Source organism: Catenulispora sp. EB89, from assembly GCF_041261445.1.
Taxonomy (GTDB): domain Bacteria; phylum Actinomycetota; class Actinomycetes; order Streptomycetales; family Catenulisporaceae; genus Catenulispora.
The window spans coordinates 123,114-142,705 of the sequence record NZ_JBGCCU010000002.1 but is presented as its reverse complement, the minus strand read 5'-3'; the positions used below and the strand labels follow the sequence as shown (position 1 = coordinate 142,705).

20 protein-coding genes are annotated in these 19,592 nt (G+C 71.4%); 15 read left to right on the top strand and 5 right to left on the bottom strand.

The features are described from left to right. Positions 1 to 975: a transcription termination factor NusA gene (gene nusA / locus ABH920_RS04255; RefSeq protein ID WP_370346988.1), complete on the top strand. Its 975-nt coding sequence runs from the start codon at positions 1 to 3 to the stop codon at positions 973 to 975. A 70-nt stretch (positions 976 to 1,045) separates the two neighbouring features. Here nusA and ABH920_RS04250 read toward each other — a convergent pair whose 3' ends face one another. Next, positions 1,046 to 1,450 carry a heme-binding protein gene (locus tag ABH920_RS04250; protein ID WP_370346986.1) on the bottom strand — a complete coding sequence of 135 codons (405 nt, stop codon included), beginning with the start codon at positions 1,448 to 1,450 and terminating at the stop codon, positions 1,046 to 1,048. Between the two features lie 102 nt (positions 1,451 to 1,552). Here ABH920_RS04250 and ABH920_RS04245 point away from each other — a divergent pair, with 102 nt between their 5' ends. Beyond that, entirely contained in the window at positions 1,553 to 2,389 is an 837-nt protein-coding gene (locus ABH920_RS04245; protein ID WP_370346984.1) for a helix-turn-helix transcriptional regulator, read from the top strand. 116 nt (positions 2,390 to 2,505) lie between these two features. On the opposite strand, the gene ABH920_RS04240 is transcribed toward ABH920_RS04245, so the two are convergent. From ABH920_RS04240 to ABH920_RS04230, 3 genes are read right to left on the bottom strand one after another with little or no spacing between them, the layout of a single operon-like run. Further along, on the bottom strand, positions 2,506 to 3,108 hold the full coding sequence (locus tag ABH920_RS04240; protein ID WP_370346982.1) for a dihydrofolate reductase family protein: 603 nt from the start codon (positions 3,106 to 3,108) through the stop codon (positions 2,506 to 2,508). Between the two features lie 5 nt (positions 3,109 to 3,113). Further along, positions 3,114 to 3,635 carry an SRPBCC family protein gene (locus ABH920_RS04235; RefSeq protein WP_370346980.1) on the bottom strand — a complete coding sequence of 174 codons (522 nt, stop codon included), beginning with the start codon at positions 3,633 to 3,635 and terminating at the stop codon, positions 3,114 to 3,116. Continuing rightward, positions 3,632 to 3,982, bottom strand: coding sequence for an ArsR/SmtB family transcription factor (locus ABH920_RS04230; RefSeq protein WP_370346978.1), 351 nt, complete (start codon positions 3,980 to 3,982; stop codon positions 3,632 to 3,634). The genes ABH920_RS04235 and ABH920_RS04230 overlap by 4 nt, the downstream gene beginning before the upstream one ends. A 128-nt stretch (positions 3,983 to 4,110) precedes the next feature. Here ABH920_RS04230 and ABH920_RS04225 point away from each other — a divergent pair, with 128 nt between their 5' ends. The 11 genes from ABH920_RS04225 to ABH920_RS04175 all read left to right on the top strand — a co-directional run bounded on the left by ABH920_RS04225 (position 4,111) and on the right by ABH920_RS04175 (position 16,750). Then, positions 4,111 to 4,407 (top strand): YlxR family protein, encoded by a 297-nt coding sequence (locus ABH920_RS04225; protein ID WP_370346976.1) that lies wholly within the window; start codon positions 4,111 to 4,113, stop codon positions 4,405 to 4,407. A gap of 170 nt (positions 4,408 to 4,577) precedes the next feature. Continuing rightward, positions 4,578 to 7,757 (top strand): translation initiation factor IF-2, encoded by a 3,180-nt coding sequence (gene infB / locus ABH920_RS04220; RefSeq protein ID WP_370346974.1) that lies wholly within the window; start codon positions 4,578 to 4,580, stop codon positions 7,755 to 7,757. A 102-nt stretch (positions 7,758 to 7,859) separates the two neighbouring features. After that, complete coding sequence (locus ABH920_RS04215; protein WP_370346972.1) at positions 7,860 to 8,156, top strand: DUF503 domain-containing protein; 297 nt, start codon at positions 7,860 to 7,862, stop codon at positions 8,154 to 8,156. A 30-nt stretch (positions 8,157 to 8,186) separates the two neighbouring features. Next, entirely contained in the window at positions 8,187 to 8,666 is a 480-nt protein-coding gene (gene rbfA, locus ABH920_RS04210) for a 30S ribosome-binding factor RbfA (protein ID WP_370346970.1), read from the top strand. A gap of 4 nt (positions 8,667 to 8,670) precedes the next feature. Next, entirely contained in the window at positions 8,671 to 9,588 is a 918-nt protein-coding gene (gene truB / locus ABH920_RS04205) for a tRNA pseudouridine(55) synthase TruB (protein ID WP_370346967.1), read from the top strand. A gap of 186 nt (positions 9,589 to 9,774) precedes the next feature. Then, complete coding sequence (locus ABH920_RS04200; protein ID WP_370346965.1) at positions 9,775 to 10,737, top strand: bifunctional riboflavin kinase/FAD synthetase; 963 nt, start codon at positions 9,775 to 9,777, stop codon at positions 10,735 to 10,737. Between the two features lie 276 nt (positions 10,738 to 11,013). Next, complete coding sequence (locus ABH920_RS04195; RefSeq protein ID WP_370347981.1) at positions 11,014 to 11,667, top strand: sigma-70 family RNA polymerase sigma factor; 654 nt, start codon at positions 11,014 to 11,016, stop codon at positions 11,665 to 11,667. Between the two features lie 6 nt (positions 11,668 to 11,673). Further along, positions 11,674 to 11,955, top strand: coding sequence for a mycothiol system anti-sigma-R factor (gene rsrA, locus ABH920_RS04190; protein ID WP_194913101.1), 282 nt, complete (start codon positions 11,674 to 11,676; stop codon positions 11,953 to 11,955). 356 nt (positions 11,956 to 12,311) lie between these two features. After that, positions 12,312 to 15,110 (top strand): HD domain-containing phosphohydrolase, encoded by a 2,799-nt coding sequence (locus ABH920_RS04185; RefSeq protein WP_370346963.1) that lies wholly within the window; start codon positions 12,312 to 12,314, stop codon positions 15,108 to 15,110. Continuing rightward, the gene (locus ABH920_RS04180) at positions 15,107 to 16,444 is read left to right on the top strand and encodes an HD-GYP domain-containing protein (protein ID WP_370346961.1); all 1,338 of its coding nucleotides are present in this window, start codon (positions 15,107 to 15,109) and stop codon (positions 16,442 to 16,444) included. The genes ABH920_RS04185 and ABH920_RS04180 overlap by 4 nt, the downstream gene beginning before the upstream one ends. 90 nt (positions 16,445 to 16,534) lie before the next feature. Next, entirely contained in the window at positions 16,535 to 16,750 is a 216-nt protein-coding gene (locus ABH920_RS04175) for a biotin/lipoyl-binding carrier protein (protein ID WP_015796282.1), read from the top strand. A 48-nt stretch (positions 16,751 to 16,798) separates the two neighbouring features. On the opposite strand, the gene ABH920_RS04170 is transcribed toward ABH920_RS04175, so the two are convergent. Continuing rightward, complete coding sequence (locus ABH920_RS04170) at positions 16,799 to 16,978, bottom strand: hypothetical protein (RefSeq protein WP_370346958.1); 180 nt, start codon at positions 16,976 to 16,978, stop codon at positions 16,799 to 16,801. Positions 16,979 to 17,118: 140 nt separating this feature from the next. On the opposite strand from ABH920_RS04170, the gene ABH920_RS04165 reads away from it, so the two are divergent. Then, entirely contained in the window at positions 17,119 to 18,546 is a 1,428-nt protein-coding gene (locus tag ABH920_RS04165; RefSeq protein ID WP_370347979.1) for a cytochrome ubiquinol oxidase subunit I, read from the top strand. 19 nt (positions 18,547 to 18,565) lie between these two features. Then, positions 18,566 to 19,567, top strand: a complete 1,002-nt coding sequence (gene cydB / locus ABH920_RS04160; protein ID WP_370346956.1) for a cytochrome d ubiquinol oxidase subunit II — start codon at positions 18,566 to 18,568, stop codon at positions 19,565 to 19,567. Positions 19,568 to 19,592 lie beyond the last annotated feature (25 nt).

The window sequence follows — 19,592 nt, the reverse complement described above, 5'->3', positions numbered from 1 at the left end:
ATGGACATCCCCACGAGTGCATTGCGCGACCTGGAGAAGGACCGCGGGATCCCCTTCGAGAAGCTGGTCGAGGACATCGAGGCCGCGCTGCTCATCGCCTACAAGCGCACCGACGGCGCGAAGACCCGGGCCCGGGTCCAGGTCGACCGGGCCAGCGGCCACGTCACCGTGTGGGCCGTGGAGGACATCGAGGACGGCACCACCCGGGAGTACGACGACACCCCGAGCGAGTTCGGCCGCATCGCCTCCACCACCGCCAAGCAGGTGATCCTGCAGCGGCTGCGGGACCACGAGGACGAGCAGACCTTCGGCGAGTTCTCCGGCCGCAAGGGCGACCTGATCACCGGCGTGGTGCAGCAGGGCCGCGACCCGCGCGCGGTGCTGGTGAACATCGGCAAGATCGAGGGCACGCTCCCGGCCGCCGAGCAGGTCCCGGGCGAGGAGTACCGGCACGGCGAGCGCCTGAAGTGCTACGTGGTGGACGTCCGCCGCGGCCCGCGCGGTCCCCAGGTGACCCTCTCGCGGACCCACCCGGACCTGGTGCGGAAGCTGTTCGCGCTGGAGGTCCCGGAGATCGCCGAGGGCGCGGTGGAGATCACCGCGATCGCCCGCGAGGCCGGCCACCGCACCAAGATCGCGGTCCGCTCGCACCGGGCCGGGGTCAACGCCAAGGGCGCCTGCATCGGCCCGATGGGCGCGCGGGTCCGCAACGTGATGGCCGAGCTGCACGGCGAGAAGATCGACATCGTGGACTGGTCCGAGGACCCGGCCGAGATGGTCGGCAACGCGCTGTCCCCGGCGCGGGTGTCGAAGGTGCAGGTCGTGGACCTGGACCAGCGCAGCGCCCGGGTGATCGTGCCGGACTTCCAGCTCTCGCTGGCGATCGGCAAGGAGGGCCAGAACGCGCGGCTGGCGGCCCGGCTGACCGGCTGGCGGATCGACATCCGGTCCGACGCGGAGCCGGTCACCGAGTAGACGCGGGCAGTACCCGAGCAGAGCGACTGAGGGCCCTGGCGATCGCCAGGGCCCTCAGTCATCGGTGGGTTCAGACCGCCTTGGCCACCGCCTCGGCGACCGCGACGTCCTGGTCGACCAGGCCGCCGGAGACGCCGACCGCGCCGATGATCGTGCCGTCCGCCGCGGCCAGCGGCAGCCCGCCGCCGAAGGAGACCAGGCCGCCGTTGGTGGCCTCGACGCCGTAGATCGGGCCGCCGGGCTGGGACATCTCGCCGAGGACGGCGCTCGGCATCGGGAACAGCGCGGAGGTCCGGGCCTTACGCTGGGAGATGTCGACGGAGCCGAGCCAGGCGCCGTCCATCCGCTGGAAGGCCACGAGGGTCCCGGCGGTGTCGACGATCGTGATGCACATGGCGACGCCGATGCCGGCGGCGGCCTCCTGGCCGGCGGCGATGACGCGGGTGGTGGTTTCGAGGTTCAGTGCGTTGCTCATGGCTCAAGACTCGGCCGCGCCGGCCGGCACAACCAGAGCTCGGCTGTTCCTGGGGACGGCTGCCCCAGGAACGCGGCGCGCGGGGGTGCGATGCTGGGATGCGTGAGCGAGCTCGGAGCATTCCTGAAGTCGAAGCGGGCGGCGATCGCCCCGGAGTCCGTCGGGCTGCCCGCCGTCGGGAACCCCCGCAGGGTGAGCGGCCTGCGCCGCGAGGAGGTCGCGCAGCTGGCCACCATGAGCGTGGACCACTACACCCGGCTCGAACAGGGCCGGGTCACCACGGCCTCGGACAGCGTCCTGAACGGGATCGCCACCGCGCTGCGGCTGACCGACGCCGAGCGGGCCTACCTGCACATCCTCGCGCAGCCGCCGGTGCGGTCCCGGTCGGCGGACGCGGACGGCGCGGGCCGGCCGGCGGTCGGCCCGCTGCTGCGGGACCTGCTGGAGGCCATGAAGGACGTGCCGGTCCTGGTCATCGACCCGCGCGGGGACATCGTGGCCTGGAACGACATCGCGGTCGCGCTGTACTTCGACTTCGCCGAGATGCCGGCGCGGGAGCGGAACATGATCCGCATGCTGTTCCTGGAGCCCCGGGTCCGCGGCATGCACCGGAACTGGGACGAGGTCGCCGCGGTCAGCGTGGCCCGGCTGCGGATGAGCGTCGGCCTGATGCCGGGGGACCGGCGGATGGCGGAGGTGGTCAGCGAGCTGCTGGACCGGGACCCGGACTTCCGCCGGTGGTGGGGCGGCCACGAGGTGCGCGCCACCGACTCGTTCCGCAAGAGCTTCGACCACCCGGTGGCCGGGCGGTTGCTGCTGGACTGGCAGGCGCTGACGGTCGCCGCCGACCCGGACCTGACGATGATCGTCTTCACCGCGCCGCCGGGGTCCGCGACGGCGGATTCGTTGCGGATGCTCGGGTCCTGGGCCGCCGGCTGACCCCCGGCTCTGGTCGTACCGCGGCCGGAACCGCGACGGGCCCACGGACCCGACCGCGCACGGCGGACACCCCCTCGGTGCACCCTGCGCGGCCGGTCGCGGACCTCGTCGGCCGGTCAGCCGTTGCGGACTTTGTAATGCAGGTGCGTGACCCGCTCGCCCTGAACCACCGCCGTGGGATCGTCCAGGAGCACGTGCTCTGCGAAGTGCTCGCCGAAGAACCGCTTCCCGCTGCCGAACGCCACCGGCACCAGCGCCACGTCCAGCTCGTCCACCAGGCCGGCGGCGAAGGCCTGGCCGCCGACATCGCCCCCGTTGAGCGACACGTCCCGGTCCGGTCCGGCGACCTCCTTCGCCTGCGCGATGGCGCTCTCCACGCCGTCGGTCACGAAGGTGAACGGTGCGGTGTCCTGGTACTCCCAGTCCGTGGGAACGCTGTGCGTCACCACGAAAACGCGGTCCCCTGCGACCGGGACGCCGTTCCATCCGTTGGTGATGTCGAACAGGCGCCGCCCGATGACCATCGCGCCGATCCGCGACCACTGCTCGTCGAGGTACTTCGCCGAGATCGCCGACGCCTTGAACGACGTGTGCGCGTTCCCCGCGGTGATCGGGGTGTCGCCCTGGAAGTAGAAGTCATGCAGCGGACCGACCTGGTCGTCGGCGGTCGCCAGGAAGCCGTCCAGCGAGACCGCGTCCGCCATGATGACCTTGCTCATCGCCGTCACACCCCTGAGGCCAGCAGCTCGGCCAGCCGCTCCATCGAGTCCTGGATCCCGTAGGTCATCCCGGAGGCCAGCGCGCCTTCGCGGGTCTCCATCGACGGGAACACCGAGCGCGTGCTCATCCGGGTCTTGCCGGCCACTTCGGTGAACCGGCAGATGTCCAGTTTCACCTCGTCCGGCACGCCCTCGTACTCGAAGGTCTGGATGATCAGCCGGTCCGCCTCGACGGTGTGGAAGACCCCGTGGAACCCGGCGCGCACCTCGCTGAGGTGGCCGCCGTGGTGCACGTAGCGGTAGCGGCCGCCGGGGCGCGCGTCGTACTCCTCGATGTCCATCTCCAGGTCGCGCGGGCCCAGCCACCGCACGACCAGCTTCGGGTCGGTGTAGGCGCGGAAGACCTGCGCCGGGGTGGCGTCGAAGTCCCGGGTGACGTCCAGGAACGGCGTGCCTTCGGGCGCTTCGATGGTGGTGGGGTTGGTGCCGGCGTCGGTGCTCGTGCCGGATCCGGGATCTGTGCTCATCGTTCTTCCTCCTCTTTGAGTGATTCCAGTACCGCGTCGAGTTTGCGGAACCTGCTCTCGGCGGCGAGCCGGTAGCCGTCGATCCAGGCGGTCAGCCGCTCCAGGGCCGCGGGGTCCAGGTGGCAGGGCCGCCGCTGGCCGTCCCGGCTGCGGGTGATCAGGCCGGCGTCCTCCAGGACGCCGATGTGCCGCGAGACCGCCTGCTTGGTGATCGGGAACAGGTCCGCCAACTCGTTCACCGTGGCCTCGCCGCGGGACAGCCGCGCCACGATCGCGCGGCGGACCGGATCGCCGAGGGCGGTGAAGGCCCGGTCAAGGGCTGTTTCTGTGGTGTCGCTGCCAACCATGGTGGTAATCAACCATCGCCTTTATCAACCAGAGCGTTAATCAACCGATGCGTTGACTATAGGTCGGAGGATGGCCGCCCGTCAATAACCCGGCGAACGGTGAAGTGATCCAGGCGCTAGACTGAGACGTGTCTAGCCAGACGGATGTTTCTGCACGCCCTGCCGCATCGGCGCGTCTTGTACCGGTGCGCACTTGCGTGGGTTGCAGGGCAAAAGCGGCGAAGACGGAGCTGCTGCGTGTCGTGGCGGTCGAGGGCGCTGTCGTCCCCGACCTGCGCGGGCGGTCGCCCGGACGTGGAGCACACCTCCACCCCGATCCGGGATGCCTGGCCCTCGCCGAGAAGCGTCGGGCGTTCCCGCGGGCGCTGCGGGTCGACGGTCCGTTGGAAACAACGGCGGTCCGCGCGTTGTTGGAAGGCAGCTGAGGCACTACATCCCTGTCCGCGTCAGGTGCGTGGAACAGAGAGAACCCAGTACTAGTCGGAAGCAGGTCGAGTCAGGCGATGAGCACTCGATGAGCAGCACCACGCGATGAGTACGCCCATGCAGTAACCAGACGGCTTCGCGAACAGACGCGGGCCGAAGAAGGAGTGAAGTGGCCAAGGTCCGGGTCTATGAACTCGCCAAGGAGCTCGGAGTAGAGAGCAAGGTCGTGATGGCCAAGCTCCAAGATCTGGGTGAGTTCGTCCGCTCGGCGTCCTCCACCGTTGAGGCGCCGGTCGTCCGCAAACTGATCGACAGCATCCAACAAGCCGAATCCGGCGGCGCCAAGGGCGGCGCCTCCAGGGCTGGCGCTTCCGCGCAGTCCGCCCCCGCCGCGAAGACCGCGGCGTCCTCCAGCGCCCCGCGTCCCGGCGGCGCCCCCAAGCCCGGTCCGCGCCCCGGCCCGGTCGCGCCCAAGCCCGGCCCCGCGGTTCCCGCGCAGGCCCAGGCCGCGGCCGCGGCGGCGAGCCCGGTGGTCGAGACCCCCGCGCCCAGCGTTCCCGAGGCTCCGGCGCCCGCGCCGGTCGCCGAGGCCCCGGCGGCTCCCGCCCCGGCTCCGGCGCGTCCGGCCACGCCGGCGCGTCCCAGCCAGGGCGAGCGTCCCGGCGGCGCGATCCCGCCGCGGCAGGCTCCGGCCGCCGGCGGCGGCAGCATCCCCGGCCGTCAGAGCCCGCGTCCCGGTGCCCCCGGGCAGCGGCCCGGCGGCGACCGCGATCGTGACCGCGACCGCGGCGGCGAGCGCCCCGACCGCGGAGACCGCGGCCAGCGTCCCGCGCCCGGCGGCGCCCGTCCCGGCCCGGCCGGCGCGCAGCGTCCCGGCCAGGGGCAGGGTCAGGGCCAGGGCCAGGGCGGCCGTCCCGGCGGCGCTCCGACCCCGGGCCCGCGTCCGGCCGGTCCGCGTCCCGGCAACAACCCGTTCACGTCCTCCGGCTCGACCGGCATGCAGCAGCCCCCGCGGCCCGCGCCGCGTCCGGGCCCGCCGACCGGCGCGCAGGGCGAGGGCGGCCGCGACGGCGGCCCGCGTCCGGGCATGCCGCCGCGTCCCGGCGGCGTCCCCGGCGCCCCGCGTCCGAACCCGGGCATGATGCCCGGCCGTGCGGCTCCGCGTCCCGGTGCCGGCCAGGGCCGCCCCGGCGGTCCGCGTCCGGGTGCCCCGGCCGGCGGTCCCGGCGGCCGTACCGGCGGTCCGCGCCCCGGCGCGCCCGCGGGCGGTCCCGGCGCGCGTCCCGGCGGCGGTGGCGGCGGCGGCGGTTACGGCGCCCCGCGTCCCGGCGGCGGTGCCCCCGGCGGCGGTGGCGGCGGCTACGGCGGCCGTCCCGGCGGCGGTGGCGGCTACGGCCGCGGCGGTCGCGCCGGCGGCGGCGGTACGGCCGGTGCCTTCGGCCGTCCCGGCGGTCGTCCGGGCCGCGGTCGCAAGTCGAAGAAGCAGCGGCGTCAAGAGTTCGACAACATGCAGGCGCCGTCGCTCGGCGGCGCGATGCTGCCGCGCGGCAACGGGCAGACCATCCGGCTGCCCCGCGGCGCCTCGCTGACCGACTTCGCCGAGCGCATCAACGCCAACCCGGCGTCCCTGGTGCAGGTGATGTTCCACCTCGGCGAGATGGTGACGGCGACGCAGTCGGTCTCCGACGACGTCTTCGAACTGCTCGGCCAGGAGCTCGGCTTCACCGTGCAGATCGTCTCGCCGGAGGAGGAGGACCGCGTACTGCTGGAGTCCTTCGACATCGACTTCGGCGAGAACGAGGGCGGCGAGGAGGACCTGCGGGTCCGGCCGCCGGTCGTGACCGTCATGGGTCACGTCGACCACGGTAAGACCCGCCTGCTGGACGCCATCCGCAAGACCAACGTCATCGAGGGCGAGGCCGGCGGCATCACCCAGCACATCGGCGCCTACCAGGTGGTCGCCGAGGTCGCGGGCAACGAGCGGGCCATCACCTTCATCGACACCCCCGGTCACGAGGCGTTCACCGCCATGCGTGCCCGCGGTGCCAAGGCCACGGACATCGCGATCCTGGTGGTCGCGGCGGACGACGGCGTGATGCCCCAGACGATCGAGGCGCTGAACCACGCCCAGGCCGCCGACGTGCCGATCGTGGTCGCGGTCAACAAGATCGACAAGGAGGGCGCCGACCCGACGAAGGTGCGCGGCCAGCTCACCGAGTACGGGCTGGTGGCCGAGGAGTACGGCGGCGAGACCATGTTCGTCGACATCTCCGCGCGCGAGGGCCTGAACATCGACCAGCTGCTGGAGGCGGTCATCCTGACCGCCGACGCCTCGCTGGACCTGCGGGCCAACCCGGACATGGACGCCCAGGGCGTGGCGATCGAGGCCAACCTCGACCGCGGCCGCGGCGCCGTGGCCACGGTGCTGGTGCAGCGCGGCACGCTGCGCGTCGGCGACTCCATGGTCGTCGGCGACGCCTACGGCCGGGTGCGCGCCATGATGGACGAGAACGGCGAGAGCGTCGCCGAGGCCGGGCCGTCGCGTCCGGTCCAGGTGCTCGGTCTCACCAGCGTCCCGGGCGCCGGCGACACCTTCCTGGTGGTCGAGGAGGACCGCGTGGCCCGGCAGATCGCCGAGCGCCGCGCGACCCGCGAGCGGAACGCGGCCATGGCCCGCTCCCGCAAGCGCGTCTCGATCGAGGACTGGGAGAAGGTCATCAAGGCCGGCGAGGTCCAGCAGCTCAACATCATCATCAAGGGTGACGGTGCGGGCTCGGTCGAGGCCCTGGAGGACTCGCTGCTCAAGCTGGACGTCGGCGACGAGGTCGACCTGCGCGTCGTGCACCGCGGCGTGGGTTCCATCACCGAGTCCGACGTGGACCTGGCGATGGCCTCCGACGCGGTCATCCTGGGCTTCAACGTCCGTCCCGACGGCCGTGCGAAGACCAAGGCCGACCGCGAGGGCGTCGAGATCCGCTTCTACTCGGTCATCTACCAGGCGATCGAGGAGATCGAGGCGGCCCTGAAGGGCATGCTCAAGCCGGAGTTCGAGGAGGTGCAGCTCGGTACCGCCGAGATCCGCGCCATCTTCCGCTCCAGCAAGATCGGCAACATCGCCGGCTGCATGGTCCAGGACGGCGTCATCAAGCGGAACTCCAAGGCGCGCCTCATCCGCGGCGGGTCCGTCGTCGCCGACAACCTCACCATCGTGGGGCTGCGGCGGGAGAAGGACGACGCCACCGAGGTCCGCGAGGGCTTCGAGTGCGGTATCAACCTCGGGTCGTACAACGACATCAAGGAAGGCGACATCATCGAGACCTTCGAGATGCGCGAGAAGCCGCGCGTCTAGTAGGTGGCGATAATGGGGCGGCCCATCCGGGCCGCCCCTACTACTCTCTACTTAAGAAGAAGTAGGGACTCATCCCCTGGGCCGGGTTGGCCCTGATGTGCAGTGTTCGTGGGGACTATGACCCTCGACATCCTCCTCGGCGACGTCCACTCGCTGAAGGAGAAGCGCGGGATCGTGAAGCCGATCCTGGCCGAGTTGGACAAGCGCGCCGGAGTCGGCGCCGCCGAGACCGGCTACCTGGACCTCCACCGGCGCGCCGAGATCGGCGTCGCGGTGGTCGCGGCCACCGCCGCACGAGTGAACGAAGTGCTCGACGATCTCGAGGGCGCCGTAGCGTGGCGCCCGGAGATCGAGCTGCTCAGCGTCCGAAGACGGCTGCACAGCGACGAGGACGACTAGACAAATCCGAGCAAGAAGGAGTGAGTTCGCATGGCGAACAACGGAACGCGCGCCGCGAAGCTGGCCGACCGGATCCGGGTGATCGTCGCCGAGACCCTCAAAAACCGGGTCAAGGACCCCCGGCTCGGATTCGTCACCATCACCGACGTCCGCATCACCGGCGACCTGCGCGACGCCACGGTGTTCTACACCGTGTACGGCAACGAGGACGAGCGCGCGGAGTCCGAGGCGGCCCTGGAGTCGGCCAAGGGCATCCTGCGCACCGAGGTGGGCCGGCAGACCGGGGTGAAGCACACGCCGTCGCTGACCTTCATCGCCGACGCCATCCCGGAGGGCGCCCGGCAGATCGAGGACCTGCTGGCCAAGGTCGCGGTCTCGGACGCGGCGGTCCGGGACGCGGCGGCCACGGCGAGCTACGCCGGCGAGCCGGACCCCTACCGGGCCCCGCGCGACGACGAGTTCGACGACCTCGACGACCCCGACACCAAGGACGAGGACAAGGACGCCTGAGCCGGTGGGCAAGCGGACGAAGGCCGACGACGGCCCGGGCGGTCTGGTGATCGTCGACAAGCCGGCCGGCTGGACCTCGCACGACGTGGTGGGCCGGGTGCGCAGACTCGCGTGCACCCGGCGCGTCGGCCACGCCGGGACGCTGGACCCGATGGCCACTGGCGTGCTCGTGGTGGGCGTGGAGAAGACCACGCGGCTGCTGGGCCACCTCGCGCTCACTCGCAAGACGTACGAGACCACCATCCGCCTGGGTCAGAGCACGATCACGGACGACGCCGAGGGCGAGCTGACCGGAAGCGCCGACGCCTCGGGTGTGTCAGATGACATGATTCGTGGCGCGATTCCGTCATTCACCGGCGCGATCCTGCAGCGTCCGTCGGCGGTCTCGGCGATCAAGGTGGACGGCGTCCGCTCCTACAAGCGGGTGCGCGAGGGCGAGACGGTGGAGCTGGCCGCGCGGCCGGTGACGATCCACCGCTTCGAGGTCCACGGCATCCGCCGCGAGGGCGCGCTGGTCGACGTCGACGCGACCGTCGAGTGCTCCTCCGGCACCTACATCCGGGCCCTGGCCCGCGACCTCGGCGCACAGCTCGGCGTCGGCGGGCATCTCACGATGCTGCGGCGCACCGCGGTCGGGCCCTACGGCCTGGACCTGGCGCGCCCGCTGGCCGAGCTGACCGAGCTGGTGGACGGCGGCGGGGAGCTGCCGGTGGTCCCGCTGGACGCCGCCGCGCGGGCCGCGTTCCCGGCCCGGGACCTCACCGTCGAGGAGGCCGGTGCGGTCGCGCACGGCGGCTTCCTGGCCGCCTCCGAGCGGCCCGGCGAGCCGGTGGCGGTGTTCGGGCCGGACGGCCGGTTCCTGGCGTTGTACGAGGACCTGCCGAGCGGGAAGAAAGCCAAGCCGGTCGCTGTCTTCATCTGACCTGTGCACTGAAGCTATGCACTGAACCTATGGCACCAAGGGGCGCATCCATGGTCCAAAAGTCCTAGGCCACAGATTTTGAATGTCGGGATACAGCTCGTGCTGGGGACCGATTGCGCGTCAGCGGGCCCCGGATGGCACTCTTGTGTGTCGGCAACCTCTCTCAACCACAAGGCAGGCACCCCCGTGGAACGCTGGCACGGCACCGCCGAGGTCCCGCAGGACTTCGGCCCCTCGGTCGTCACGATCGGCGTCTTCGACGGCGTGCACCGCGGCCACCGCGAGGTGGTCCGCACGGCCGTCGCCCAAGGCCGCGCGCTCGGCCTGCCGACGGTGGTGCTCACCTTCGACCCGCATCCCAGCGAGATCGTGCGGCCGGGCAGCCACCCGCCGCTGCTGACCACCCAGCGCCACCGCGCCGAGCTGCTGGCCTCCGAGGGCGTGGACGCGGTGCTGGTGCTGCCGTTCAGCCTGGAGGTCTCGCGCTGGGCGCCGGAGGAGTTCATCCGGCTGGTGCTGGTCGAGCACCTGCACGCGCGGGCCGTCGTGGTCGGCGCCAACTTCCGCTTCGGGCACCGGGCGGCCGGCGACGCCGCCGCCCTGCAGGAGGCCGGCACCCGCTACGGCTTCGAGGTCGTGCCGGTCAGCCTGCGCGGCCCGGAGGGCGAGAGCGCGGACAACCGCTTCTCCTCCACCCGGGTGCGCGCGCTGATCGGCGAGGGCACGGTGGCCGAGTCCGCGGCGCTGCTGGGCCGGCCGCACCGGGTCGAGGGCGTGGTGGTGCGCGGCGACCAGCGGGGCCGGGAGCTGGGCTACCCGACCGCGAACGTGGAGACCGTGCCGTTCGCCGCGATCCCGTCCGACGGCGTCTACGCGGGCTGGCTGATCACCGACGTCGACAAGCCGGAGAAGTCCGTCCGGCACCCCGCCGCGATCTCCATCGGCACCAACCCGACCTTCGACGGCACCGACCGGCGGGTCGAGGCGTACGCGCTGGACCGGGACGACCTGGACCTGTACGGCACGCACGTGGCCGTGGAGTTCGCCGCGCGCCTGCGCGACACGCTGAAGTTCGACTCGGTCGAGGCCCTGCTGGACCGGATGGCCGACGACTGCAAAGCGGCACGGGAGATCACCGACGCCGCGTGAGGCGTTCGTCACACCGGGTACGGCCCAGCTCACGGCGGTCCGTGCACGGGAATACACCTGCCCTGTCCTCGGTTACAACGCTTGAACCCTCAAGGGTCCGACCACGTTGTCGAGGGGACAGGAATGACTTTGGCACTGAAGCAGCGGCGTCCGGCAGTCAAGATCGATTTGTCGGGGGTCTCGCCTTGGATAAGCTCTTCGGGAAACCCCGAGGAGGTGAGGACGGTCGCCGTGACCGCTGACGACGCACGTGGCGAGGCCGTCATCGCCGAGGAGATGCCTGTCGCCGAAGCCGTGTCCGCCGCATCCGCCGAGAGCACGGCCGATGCGCCGCGCGTAGACCCCGGCGAGTCCGAGGACGCGCGCAACGAGCGCTTCGAGCGCGACGCCCTGGTGTATCTCGACCAGCTCTATCCGGCCGCGCTGCGGATGACCCGCAACCCGGCCGACGCCGAGGACCTGATCCAGGAGACTTTCGCGAAGGCGTTCGCCTCCTTCCACCAGTTCCGCGAGGGCACCAACCTCAAGGCCTGGCTGTACCGGATCCTCACCAACACATTCATCAACAGCTACCGCAAGAAGCAGCGCGAGCCCCAGGTCAGCCCGACCGAGGAGATCGAGGACTGGCAGCTGGCCCGGGCCGAGTCGCACAGCTCGGCGGGTCTGCCCTCGGCCGAGACGGTGGCGCTGGACCACCTGCCGGACTCCGATGTGAAGGAAGCCCTGCAGGCCATCGGCGAGGAGTTCCGCATCGCGGTCTACCTGGCCGACGTCGAGGGTTTCGCCTACAAGGAGATCGCCGACATCATGGGCACCCCGATCGGCACCGTGATGTCGCGGTTGCACCGCGGGCGCCGGCAGCTCCGTGCGATGCTTGAGGACTACGCGCGGGAGCGCGGCCTGGTGGCCGCCTCGGCGGAAGGGAACTGAAGCGCCATGAGCTGCGGCCAGCCGCACGAGACGCCGTGCACCGAGGTCCTCGACCATCTCTACGAGTACATCGACAACGAGATGCCCGATGAGGACTGTGCGGCGGTAAAGCGCCACCTCGACGAGTGCCAGCCCTGTTTGGAGAAGTACGGGCTGGACGCGATGGTGAAGAAGCTCGTGCAGCGCTGCTGCGGGTGTGACGAGCCGCCGGTCGACCTGCGCGACAAGGTGCTCGCCCGGATCCGGCAGGTGCGCGGCGAGGTCGCCGTGGGCGGCGCCGGAGAATAGCGGTACGGAGAACGGTCCCAGGGGCACGCCTATGGCGTGCCCCTGGCGCGTTCCGGTCGGATCCACTCGGAAGAGTGGATCTTTTCTTGACTGGCGGCTGTTTTTCCTCTGTACTCGTACGTGCTTTGATCCATTCCCGCGGTCTGCCCGACAGCCGCGGGCGAAATTCGAGGGATGGTGGTCCGCGATGATTCGTCTTGGCGACGGTGGTGTCTGAGTCGGGTGATCCCAACTCCAGTAGGGCCACGGGCCGGCGCCGCCCCATGTGTCGGCCTGTGGACCCACCGGGAGTTTCGTGACAGGGTTTTGCGTTGACCGGTGCCGACGCGCTCCCTGCGCGGACTAGAGGATGACCGATGCCGTTCTCCGTGCGGTGCTACATCTTCGGCTTGGTGGCGGTGGCCTTTGCAGCCATCGCCACATTGCCGTTGTCCAGGACCCACCTGCCCCTGCTGCTGGCGCTGTGCGCGCTGGTGGTCGCCGCCGAGCGGCTCTCGCGCGTGCAGATCGGCACCTCGGGCTGGACCATGTCGGTCTCCCTGGTCGTCACGCTCATCACGGTGCTGGTCCTGGCGCCGCCGGCGGCCGCCATCGTCGGGCTGATCAGCTCGGTGCCGTGGCCCCGCCTGCCGAGCTGGACCTGGACCAAACAGATCGTCAACTCCGCGATGTCGAGCCTGGTGCCGGCGTCCGGGGCCGCCGTGTGTCACCTGGCCGGCGGCCACGTCCCGGGGCACTTCCTGTCCTTCCCGGAGTTCCTGTGGCCCTCCGCGGCGGCGGTCACCGCCTCCCTGGTGGTCAACGGCCTGATCATCGCGGGCTACTCCGGGCTGGCGACGCACATCCGGTTCGTGGACGCGCTGCGCGGCGACTTGAAGCGCGCGACCATGCCGTACTACTCCTCGGGCGTGCTGGCGCTGATCTTCCTGTCGCTGTGGGACGACATCGGCTGGTACACCGCCCCGCTGGTGGTCGTGCCGATGTACATAGCGCACTGGAGCCTGTCGCAGTACGCGAAAGAGGGCGCGGCGCACGAGGGCACGATCGCCGCGCTGGTGCAGGCCGTGGAGATCAAGGACTCCTACACCCGCGGTCACAGTGAGCGGGTCGCGCGCGGCGCGGAGATGCTCGCCGAGCAGCTGAAGATGCCGCAGGACCGCCTGGTGATGCTCCGCTTCGCCGGGCTTCTGCACGACATCGGCAAACTCGGCGTCCCGACCCGGCTGCTCACCAGCACCGGCGGCCTGACCGAGGAAGAGTTCAAGCTCATGTGCATGCACCCCAACCACGGGGTCGCGGTGCTGCGTGACATCCGGTTCCTCACCGAGGTCTACGAGGGCGTCCTGTACCACCACGAACGCCTCGACGGCCGCGGCTACCCGACGGGCAAGTCGGGCGACGAGATCCCGGAGTTCGCCCGCATCATCGGCGTCGCCGACGCCTTCGACGCGATGACCTCCACCCGCTCCTACCGCGCGGCCCGCTCGGTCGAGCAGGCGGTGGCCGAACTCCGCCGCGGCGCCGGCACCCAGTTCGACCCGGCGCTGGTCCAGGCCTTCGAGGCCGCGCTGCAACTCGCGGAGCGCTCCGGCCAGCCCTGGCTGCCCACCGAACTGGTGCCCGCCGAGCCCCCGCAGGACGAGGCGACCGCCGCCGCGGCGACCGGCCCCTGGCCGCTGCCCAAGCGGGTGCCGGGCTTCTCCTTCGCCGACCACGACGACCCGTTCGTGCCGGTGGAGTGGTTCTCGGACTGGTACCCGAGCTGGCTGGAGCACGGCGGGGAGCCGGGCCCCGAGGACGGCACGCGGCCGGTGCCGGAGCTGCTGGGCGGGATCCCGGGGCAGCGGGTGACCGAGCCGGAGCCGGAGTTGGCGGCCGGCGTGAGCGGTGCGGCCGGCGCGGACTTCGACGACGGCTGGTCGGAGCGGATGCACTCGGCCGTGGTGCGCGAGGCGGGGCCGGAGCCCGACGAGGGCTGGGCCTGGGACGGCGAGGCGGCCGAGAACGCTGAGAACGCTGAGAACGCCGAGGCGCCGCTGGCCGAGCCTGTGATGCAGCCGAGCGACGCGGTCGCGGATCCCGAGGCGCCGGCTGCCGAGCTTGCGGGCGCCGGGCCGCTGCCCGCCGCGCCCGGGATGCAGCAGAGCAACGCGGTCGCGGACTCCGAGGCGCCGCCTGCGGAGCGGGTGATCCAGCGGAGCAGCGCGGTCGCGGACTCCGGAGCGTCGCCTGCCGAGCGCGAGCTTGCGGGTGCCGGGCCGCTGCCCGCCGCGTCCGGGATGCGGCTGAGCGACGCGGTCGCGGACCCCGAGGTGCCGCCTGCCGAGCTTGCGGGCGCCGAGGCGCTGCCCGCCGCGCCCGGGATGCGGCCGAGTGACCCGGTCGCGGACCCCGAGGCGCCGCCTGCCGAGCGGGTGATCCAGCAGAGCAGCGCGATCGCGGGCGCCGAGCCTGAATCGGCCGACACCGGGGTGCCTCTCGATGCCGAGCCGGAGCCCGACCCCGATCACGAGATTTCGGTCGTGCCGGATCGCTCGGCCTTCCTCCAGCATCTGGCCGATCTGGCGGCGGCGTTCGGTTCGGAGCCCGAGCCGGAGCCCGAACCCGAGGCCCCGAAATCCACCGACCCCCAGCGCGCCGCCAACCCGTCCCCCCGCTGGCCGGTCGACCCCGGCCTGCGCGGCGACCCCAGAGGCTCGATGCGCGTTCGTGCCGCCACGCCGGCCGCCGACCCCGATCCGCGCGGCCCCGAGCCCGCGGCCGACTTCGACCTCCGCAAGCCGGTCGTCCCCTGCCACGACGTCACCGGTTCCGTCACGGAACTCGTCGTCGAGCCGGCCGCCGACGGCGACGGCGTCGCCCCCGTCCATCCGCCCAAGACCGGCGACCCCGAGGCCTGGACGCCGTCTCCGGAGCCGTGGACCGCGCCCGAGCCGCCCGCCGAGGCCTCGAAGGCCGCCGCCGAAGCCGCCGACCTCGCCGACCTCTCCGATCTCGCCGAGGCCGACAGCCGCAACGGGTCCTCGGCCGGACCCGCGTGGTTCCTGCACGGCGCCGGCGGTTCGTCGTCGACGCTCCACTTCTTCGGCCCCGGCGACGCCGCGTGGCCGCCGCGCGATCCCGACGCGAAGGACTCCGAGGAGTCCTCGGCATGAACCACGCCAAGCCCCCGAGCCACCGGGCCTTCGATTCCGACAGCGACGCGCAGACCGCGTGGGCGCAGAGCAACCCGCTGCTGCTGGTCCTGGCCAGCTTCGTGGCGTTCGCCGCGGTCGCCTCCTGCGCGGTCCACGGCTTCAGCCAGCCCGGTTACGCCCTGGCCTTCGGCGCGATCATCGCCGCCGGCGAGGCTTTCCGGGTCCGGCTGCCCGGCGGCCGCGAGGCGGCGCCGCTCGGTGCGGCCACCGGCCTGGCCTACGCCGTGCTCACCGAGATCGGCCACCAGCCGGCGCTGCACAACGCGCCGCAGGCGGTCGCGGTGGCGGCGTTCGGCTTCCTGGTCGGCTCCGTGCCGCACCTGGCCGTCCGGCGCCCGACCACCCTGGACTACACCGTCCGCCGGTTCCTGATGGTCGCCCTGACCGCGTGGCTGTTCCGCATGTTCTACCTGCGCTGGGTGCTCGGCACCCGGCCCGACGACCCGGGCCTGGCCAAGGCGCTCGTCGTCGACCCGGAGTACCTCACCCACCACCTGCAGAGCCTCGCGGTGGGCGCCGCGACGGCCGGGTTCCTGCTGCTGGCGATCGTCAGCGACGGCGTGGTCGGCTCGATCCTGCAGGCCGGCCAGCACCGGCGGCCGATCCTGGCCGCGGCGCGCGACGAGCTGACCTTCACCACCCGCGTCGGGCTGGCCGTGGTGGCCACCGCCCTGCTGGTCACCCTGGCCTCGCGCACCATGTCCATCTGGGTCCTGCCGGCCCTGTGCCTGCCGCTGGCCTTCACCCAGCTGGCGCTGCGCCGCTTCGCCCGTATCAAGGAAGTGCACCTGGAGACGATCAGGGCGCTGTCGCGCATCACCGAGGTGGCCGGCCTGACCCAGCCCGGCCACGCCCGCCGGGTGGCCCGCACCTGCCTGCGTATTGGCCGCGAGCTCGGGCTGAGCGAGGCGCAGCTGCTGGACCTGGAGTACGCCTCGCTGATGCACGACATCGGCCAGCTCTCGGTCGCCGAGCCCGTGCACGGCGGCCGCACCGCCCCGCTGTCCCTGCTGCGCCAGCGCGAGCTCGCCCGGGCCGGCGCCGAGGTGATCCGCCGTGCCGGGGCGCTGGGCAACGCCGCCGAGATCGTGGAGCACCACCCGGACCCGTTCGGCGCCGCCGGCCCGCTGCCCAGCCGCATACTGCGGGTCGCCAACGACTACGACGACCTGGCCGGCGCGGCACCGGAGGCGGCCGAGCGCACCGAGGCGCTGCGCCACATCCGGCTCGGGCTGGCGGTGCACTACGACCCGACGGTCGTGGAGTCGCTGAGCAGGATGGTCGGGGAGTGATTGGCGGCCCCTGCGCGGGCATGGAGCGGGTACGGCGTGATTGGATGCGCACGTACATCTTTAGCTTGTGACTGCGAGGGAGCATCGAACGTGGCCGAGGAAGTCCGCGCCGAGATGGTGGCCAACGTGTGGAAGATCGTGGCGGCCGAGGGTGACGAGGTCGAGGACGGCGACACCCTCGTGATCCTCGAGTCCATGAAGATGGAGATCCCGGTCCTGGCCGAGGTCTCGGGCAAGGTGTCGCGCCTGGCCGTGGCCGAGGGCGACGTGGTCCAGGAGGGCGACCTCATCGCCGTCATCGGCTGAGGGCCCTGACACTCCGGAGCACCGTTCTACGGAGAACGGTGCTCTTTTTCAGCTGGTGACGGTCCCGTGCTCGACGCAGCGCGCCGACCACCCCGTCGGCACGACCTGCACCACCATCCGGCGGCGGCAGTGCCCGCAGTACCGCGGCGGCTCCAGCTCCGCCCGAGCGGCGCACCGCTCGTGGCCGGTCGCGGCCGTCGGCTCGCCGCACTGCCCGCAGAAATCCATGCAGGCAAAATAACACTCGGCCTGGTCGTGCCGCCGAACAGGTGACACGCCTTTGACATCACAGAACGCGCCTCCACTACCCTGCGTGATCAGCTGACCGCGTCAGTTTGTCGGTAGGAGGCCGAGCCGTGCACCAGTCCGTGACCGCCGCGATGGACCCGGTGTCGGTGGCCCGCTGGCAGTTCGCGATCACGACCGTCTACCACTTCCTGTTCGTCCCGCTGACCATCGGCACCTCGTTCCTGGTCGCGGGCTTCCAGACGGCCTGGCACCGCACCGGCAGGGAGCAGTACTACCAGGCCACGAAGTTCTGGGGCCGGCTGTTCCTGATCAACTTCGCCCTCGGCCTGGTCACCGGCATCGTGCAGGAGTTCCAGTTCGGCATGAACTGGTCGGAGTACTCCCGCTTCGTCGGCGACATCTTCGGCTCGCCGCTGGCCATCGAGGCGCTGCTGGCGTTCTTCCTGGAGTCCACGTTCCTGGGCCTGTGGATCTTCGGCTGGGAGCGGCTGCCCCGCGGCGTGCACCTGGCCTGCATCTGGATCGCCGCCTTCGGCACCATGGCCAGCGCCTACTTCATCCTGGCCGCGAACTCCTTCATGCAGCACCCGGTCGGCTACGTGTTCAACGAGCTGAAGGGCCGCGCCGAGCTCACCGACTTCTGGGCCGTGATCACCCAGCGGACCACCGTCATCACCTTCCTGCACGTCCTGACCGCCTGCTTCCTGTGCGCCGGCGCCGCCCTGGTCGGCATCTCCTGCTACCACCTGCGCAAGAAGCAGCAGCCCGCGGTCTTCCGACCCTCGCTGCTGGTCGGCCTGTGGGCACTGCTGATCGCCGGCGTCGGCGTCGCGCTGACCGGGGACCAGCAGGGCAAGGTCATGTTCGAGCAGCAGCCGATGAAGATGGCCTCGGCCGAGGCGCTGTGGGACACGCAGGGGCCGGCGCCGTTCTCGGTGTTCGCGGTCGGCGACGTCGAGAAGGGCCGCAACTCGGTGGAGATCGAGATCCCGCGCCTGCTGTCCTTCCTGGCCCACGGCAACTTCCACGACCCGGTCCCGGGCATCAACCAGACCAACGCCGCCGAGCAGGCCAAGTACGGCCCCGGCGACTACCGGCCGTGGATCCCGATGGCGTACTGGTCCTTCCGCTGGATGATCGGCTTCGGGATGTTCTCGGTGCTGGTGGCGCTGTTCGGCCTCTGGTTCACCCGGCGGGGCCGCACGCCGTCGGGCCGCTGGGGCCGGTGGTTCTGGCGGTTCGGCCTGTGGACCCTGGTCTTCCCGGTGATCGGCTCGGCGTGGGGCTGGATCTTCACCGAGACCGGACGCCAGCCCTGGATCGTGTACGGCCTGATGCGCACCCGCGAGGGCGTCTCGACGTCGGTGCCGGCCGGCCGGGTGCTGACCTCGCTGATCCTGTTCGCGGCTCTCTACGCGGTGCTGGCCGTGGTCGAGGTGGGGTTGTGCGTCAAGTACGCGCGGGCGGGTGCTCATGACGTCGCCCCGGTCGCCACTCCTCCGTCTCTGGACGGCGACGAGGATCAGCCACTTGCGTTCGCGTACTGACACTGAGAGGTAGACGGCCGTGAGCCTGGTGAACTTCTGGTACCTGCTGATCGCGGTGCTGTGGATCGGCTACTTCTTCCTGGAGGGCTTCGACTTCGGGGTCGGGATCCTGACCAAGGTCCTGGCGCGCGACGAGGCCAACCGCCGGGTGCTGATCAACACCATCGGCCCGGTCTGGGACGGCAACGAGGTGTGGGTGATCACCGCGATCGGGGCGACGTTCGCGGCGTTCCCGAACTGGTACGCCACCCTGCTGTCCGGGTTCTACGTGCCGCTGCTCCTGGTGCTGCTGTCGCTGATCGTCCGCAACGTCGCCTTCGAGTACCGGGGCAAGAGCGACGCCCGGCACCGGGCGTGGTGGGACTGGTGCATCTTCCTCGGTTCGCTGCTCCCGCCGCTGTTGTGGGGCCTGGTGTTCGGCTGCATGTTCTCCGGCACCAAGATCGGCGACGACATGAACTTCCACGGCCGGATGTCCGACTTCCTCACCACCTTCGACGGCCTCGTCGGCGCCCTGGCCTTCCTGGCGCTGTTCCTGACCCACGGCGCCGTCTACACGGCGCTGAAGACGCGCGGGCCCATCCGCGACGGCGCGCGGCGGCTGGCGGTGCCCGGCGCGCTGGTGAGCCTGGTGCTGGTCGGGGTGCTGCTGGGCCGGATCAACGGGCACTGGGGCGGGCCGCTGTCGTGGACGGTGGGGGTGGTGCCGTTGGTGGCGCTGCTGGCCTGCGCGGCGGTGGTGCGGCTCGGGCGGGACGGCTGGGCGTTCGTGCTGTCGGGGGCGGCGGTGGCGACGATGGTGGCGTCGATGTTCATCGCGATGTTCCCGATCGTGATGCCGTCGTCGCTGGATCCGCAGTGGTCGCTGACGGTGCACTCGGCGGCTTCGTCGCATTACACGCTGACGGTGATGAGCGTGGTGGCGTGCGTTTTCACGCCGCTGGTGCTGCTTTATCAGGGCTGGACGTACTGGGTGTTCCGCAAGCGCATCGGGGTCCGGAACATTCCGGCGGCGCACTGATGCGGCTGCTTTCCGTTCTTGCGGG

Bases quoted from the DNA above. Each gene is read 5' to 3' on its own strand.
- nusA (WP_370346988.1), top strand. From the start codon at position 1: ATGGACATCCCCACGAGTGCATTGCGCGACCTGGAGAAGGACCGCGGG.
- ABH920_RS04250 (WP_370346986.1), bottom strand. From the start codon at position 1,450: ATGAGCAACGCACTGAACCTCGAAACCACCACCCGCGTCATCGCCGCC.
- ABH920_RS04240 (WP_370346982.1), bottom strand. From the start codon at position 3,108: ATGAGCAAGGTCATCATGGCGGACGCGGTCTCGCTGGACGGCTTCCTG.
- ABH920_RS04235 (WP_370346980.1), bottom strand. From the start codon at position 3,635: ATGAGCACAGATCCCGGATCCGGCACGAGCACCGACGCCGGCACCAAC.
- ABH920_RS04230 (WP_370346978.1), bottom strand. From the start codon at position 3,982: ATGGTTGGCAGCGACACCACAGAAACAGCCCTTGACCGGGCCTTCACC.
- rbfA (WP_370346970.1), top strand. From the start codon at position 8,187: ATGGCGAACAACGGAACGCGCGCCGCGAAGCTGGCCGACCGGATCCGG.
- ABH920_RS04195 (WP_370347981.1), top strand. From the start codon at position 11,014: ATGCCTGTCGCCGAAGCCGTGTCCGCCGCATCCGCCGAGAGCACGGCC.
- rsrA (WP_194913101.1), top strand. From the start codon at position 11,674: ATGAGCTGCGGCCAGCCGCACGAGACGCCGTGCACCGAGGTCCTCGAC.
- ABH920_RS04185 (WP_370346963.1), top strand. From the start codon at position 12,312: ATGCCGTTCTCCGTGCGGTGCTACATCTTCGGCTTGGTGGCGGTGGCC.
- ABH920_RS04180 (WP_370346961.1), top strand. From the start codon at position 15,107: ATGAACCACGCCAAGCCCCCGAGCCACCGGGCCTTCGATTCCGACAGC.
- ABH920_RS04170 (WP_370346958.1), bottom strand. From the start codon at position 16,978: ATGGATTTCTGCGGGCAGTGCGGCGAGCCGACGGCCGCGACCGGCCAC.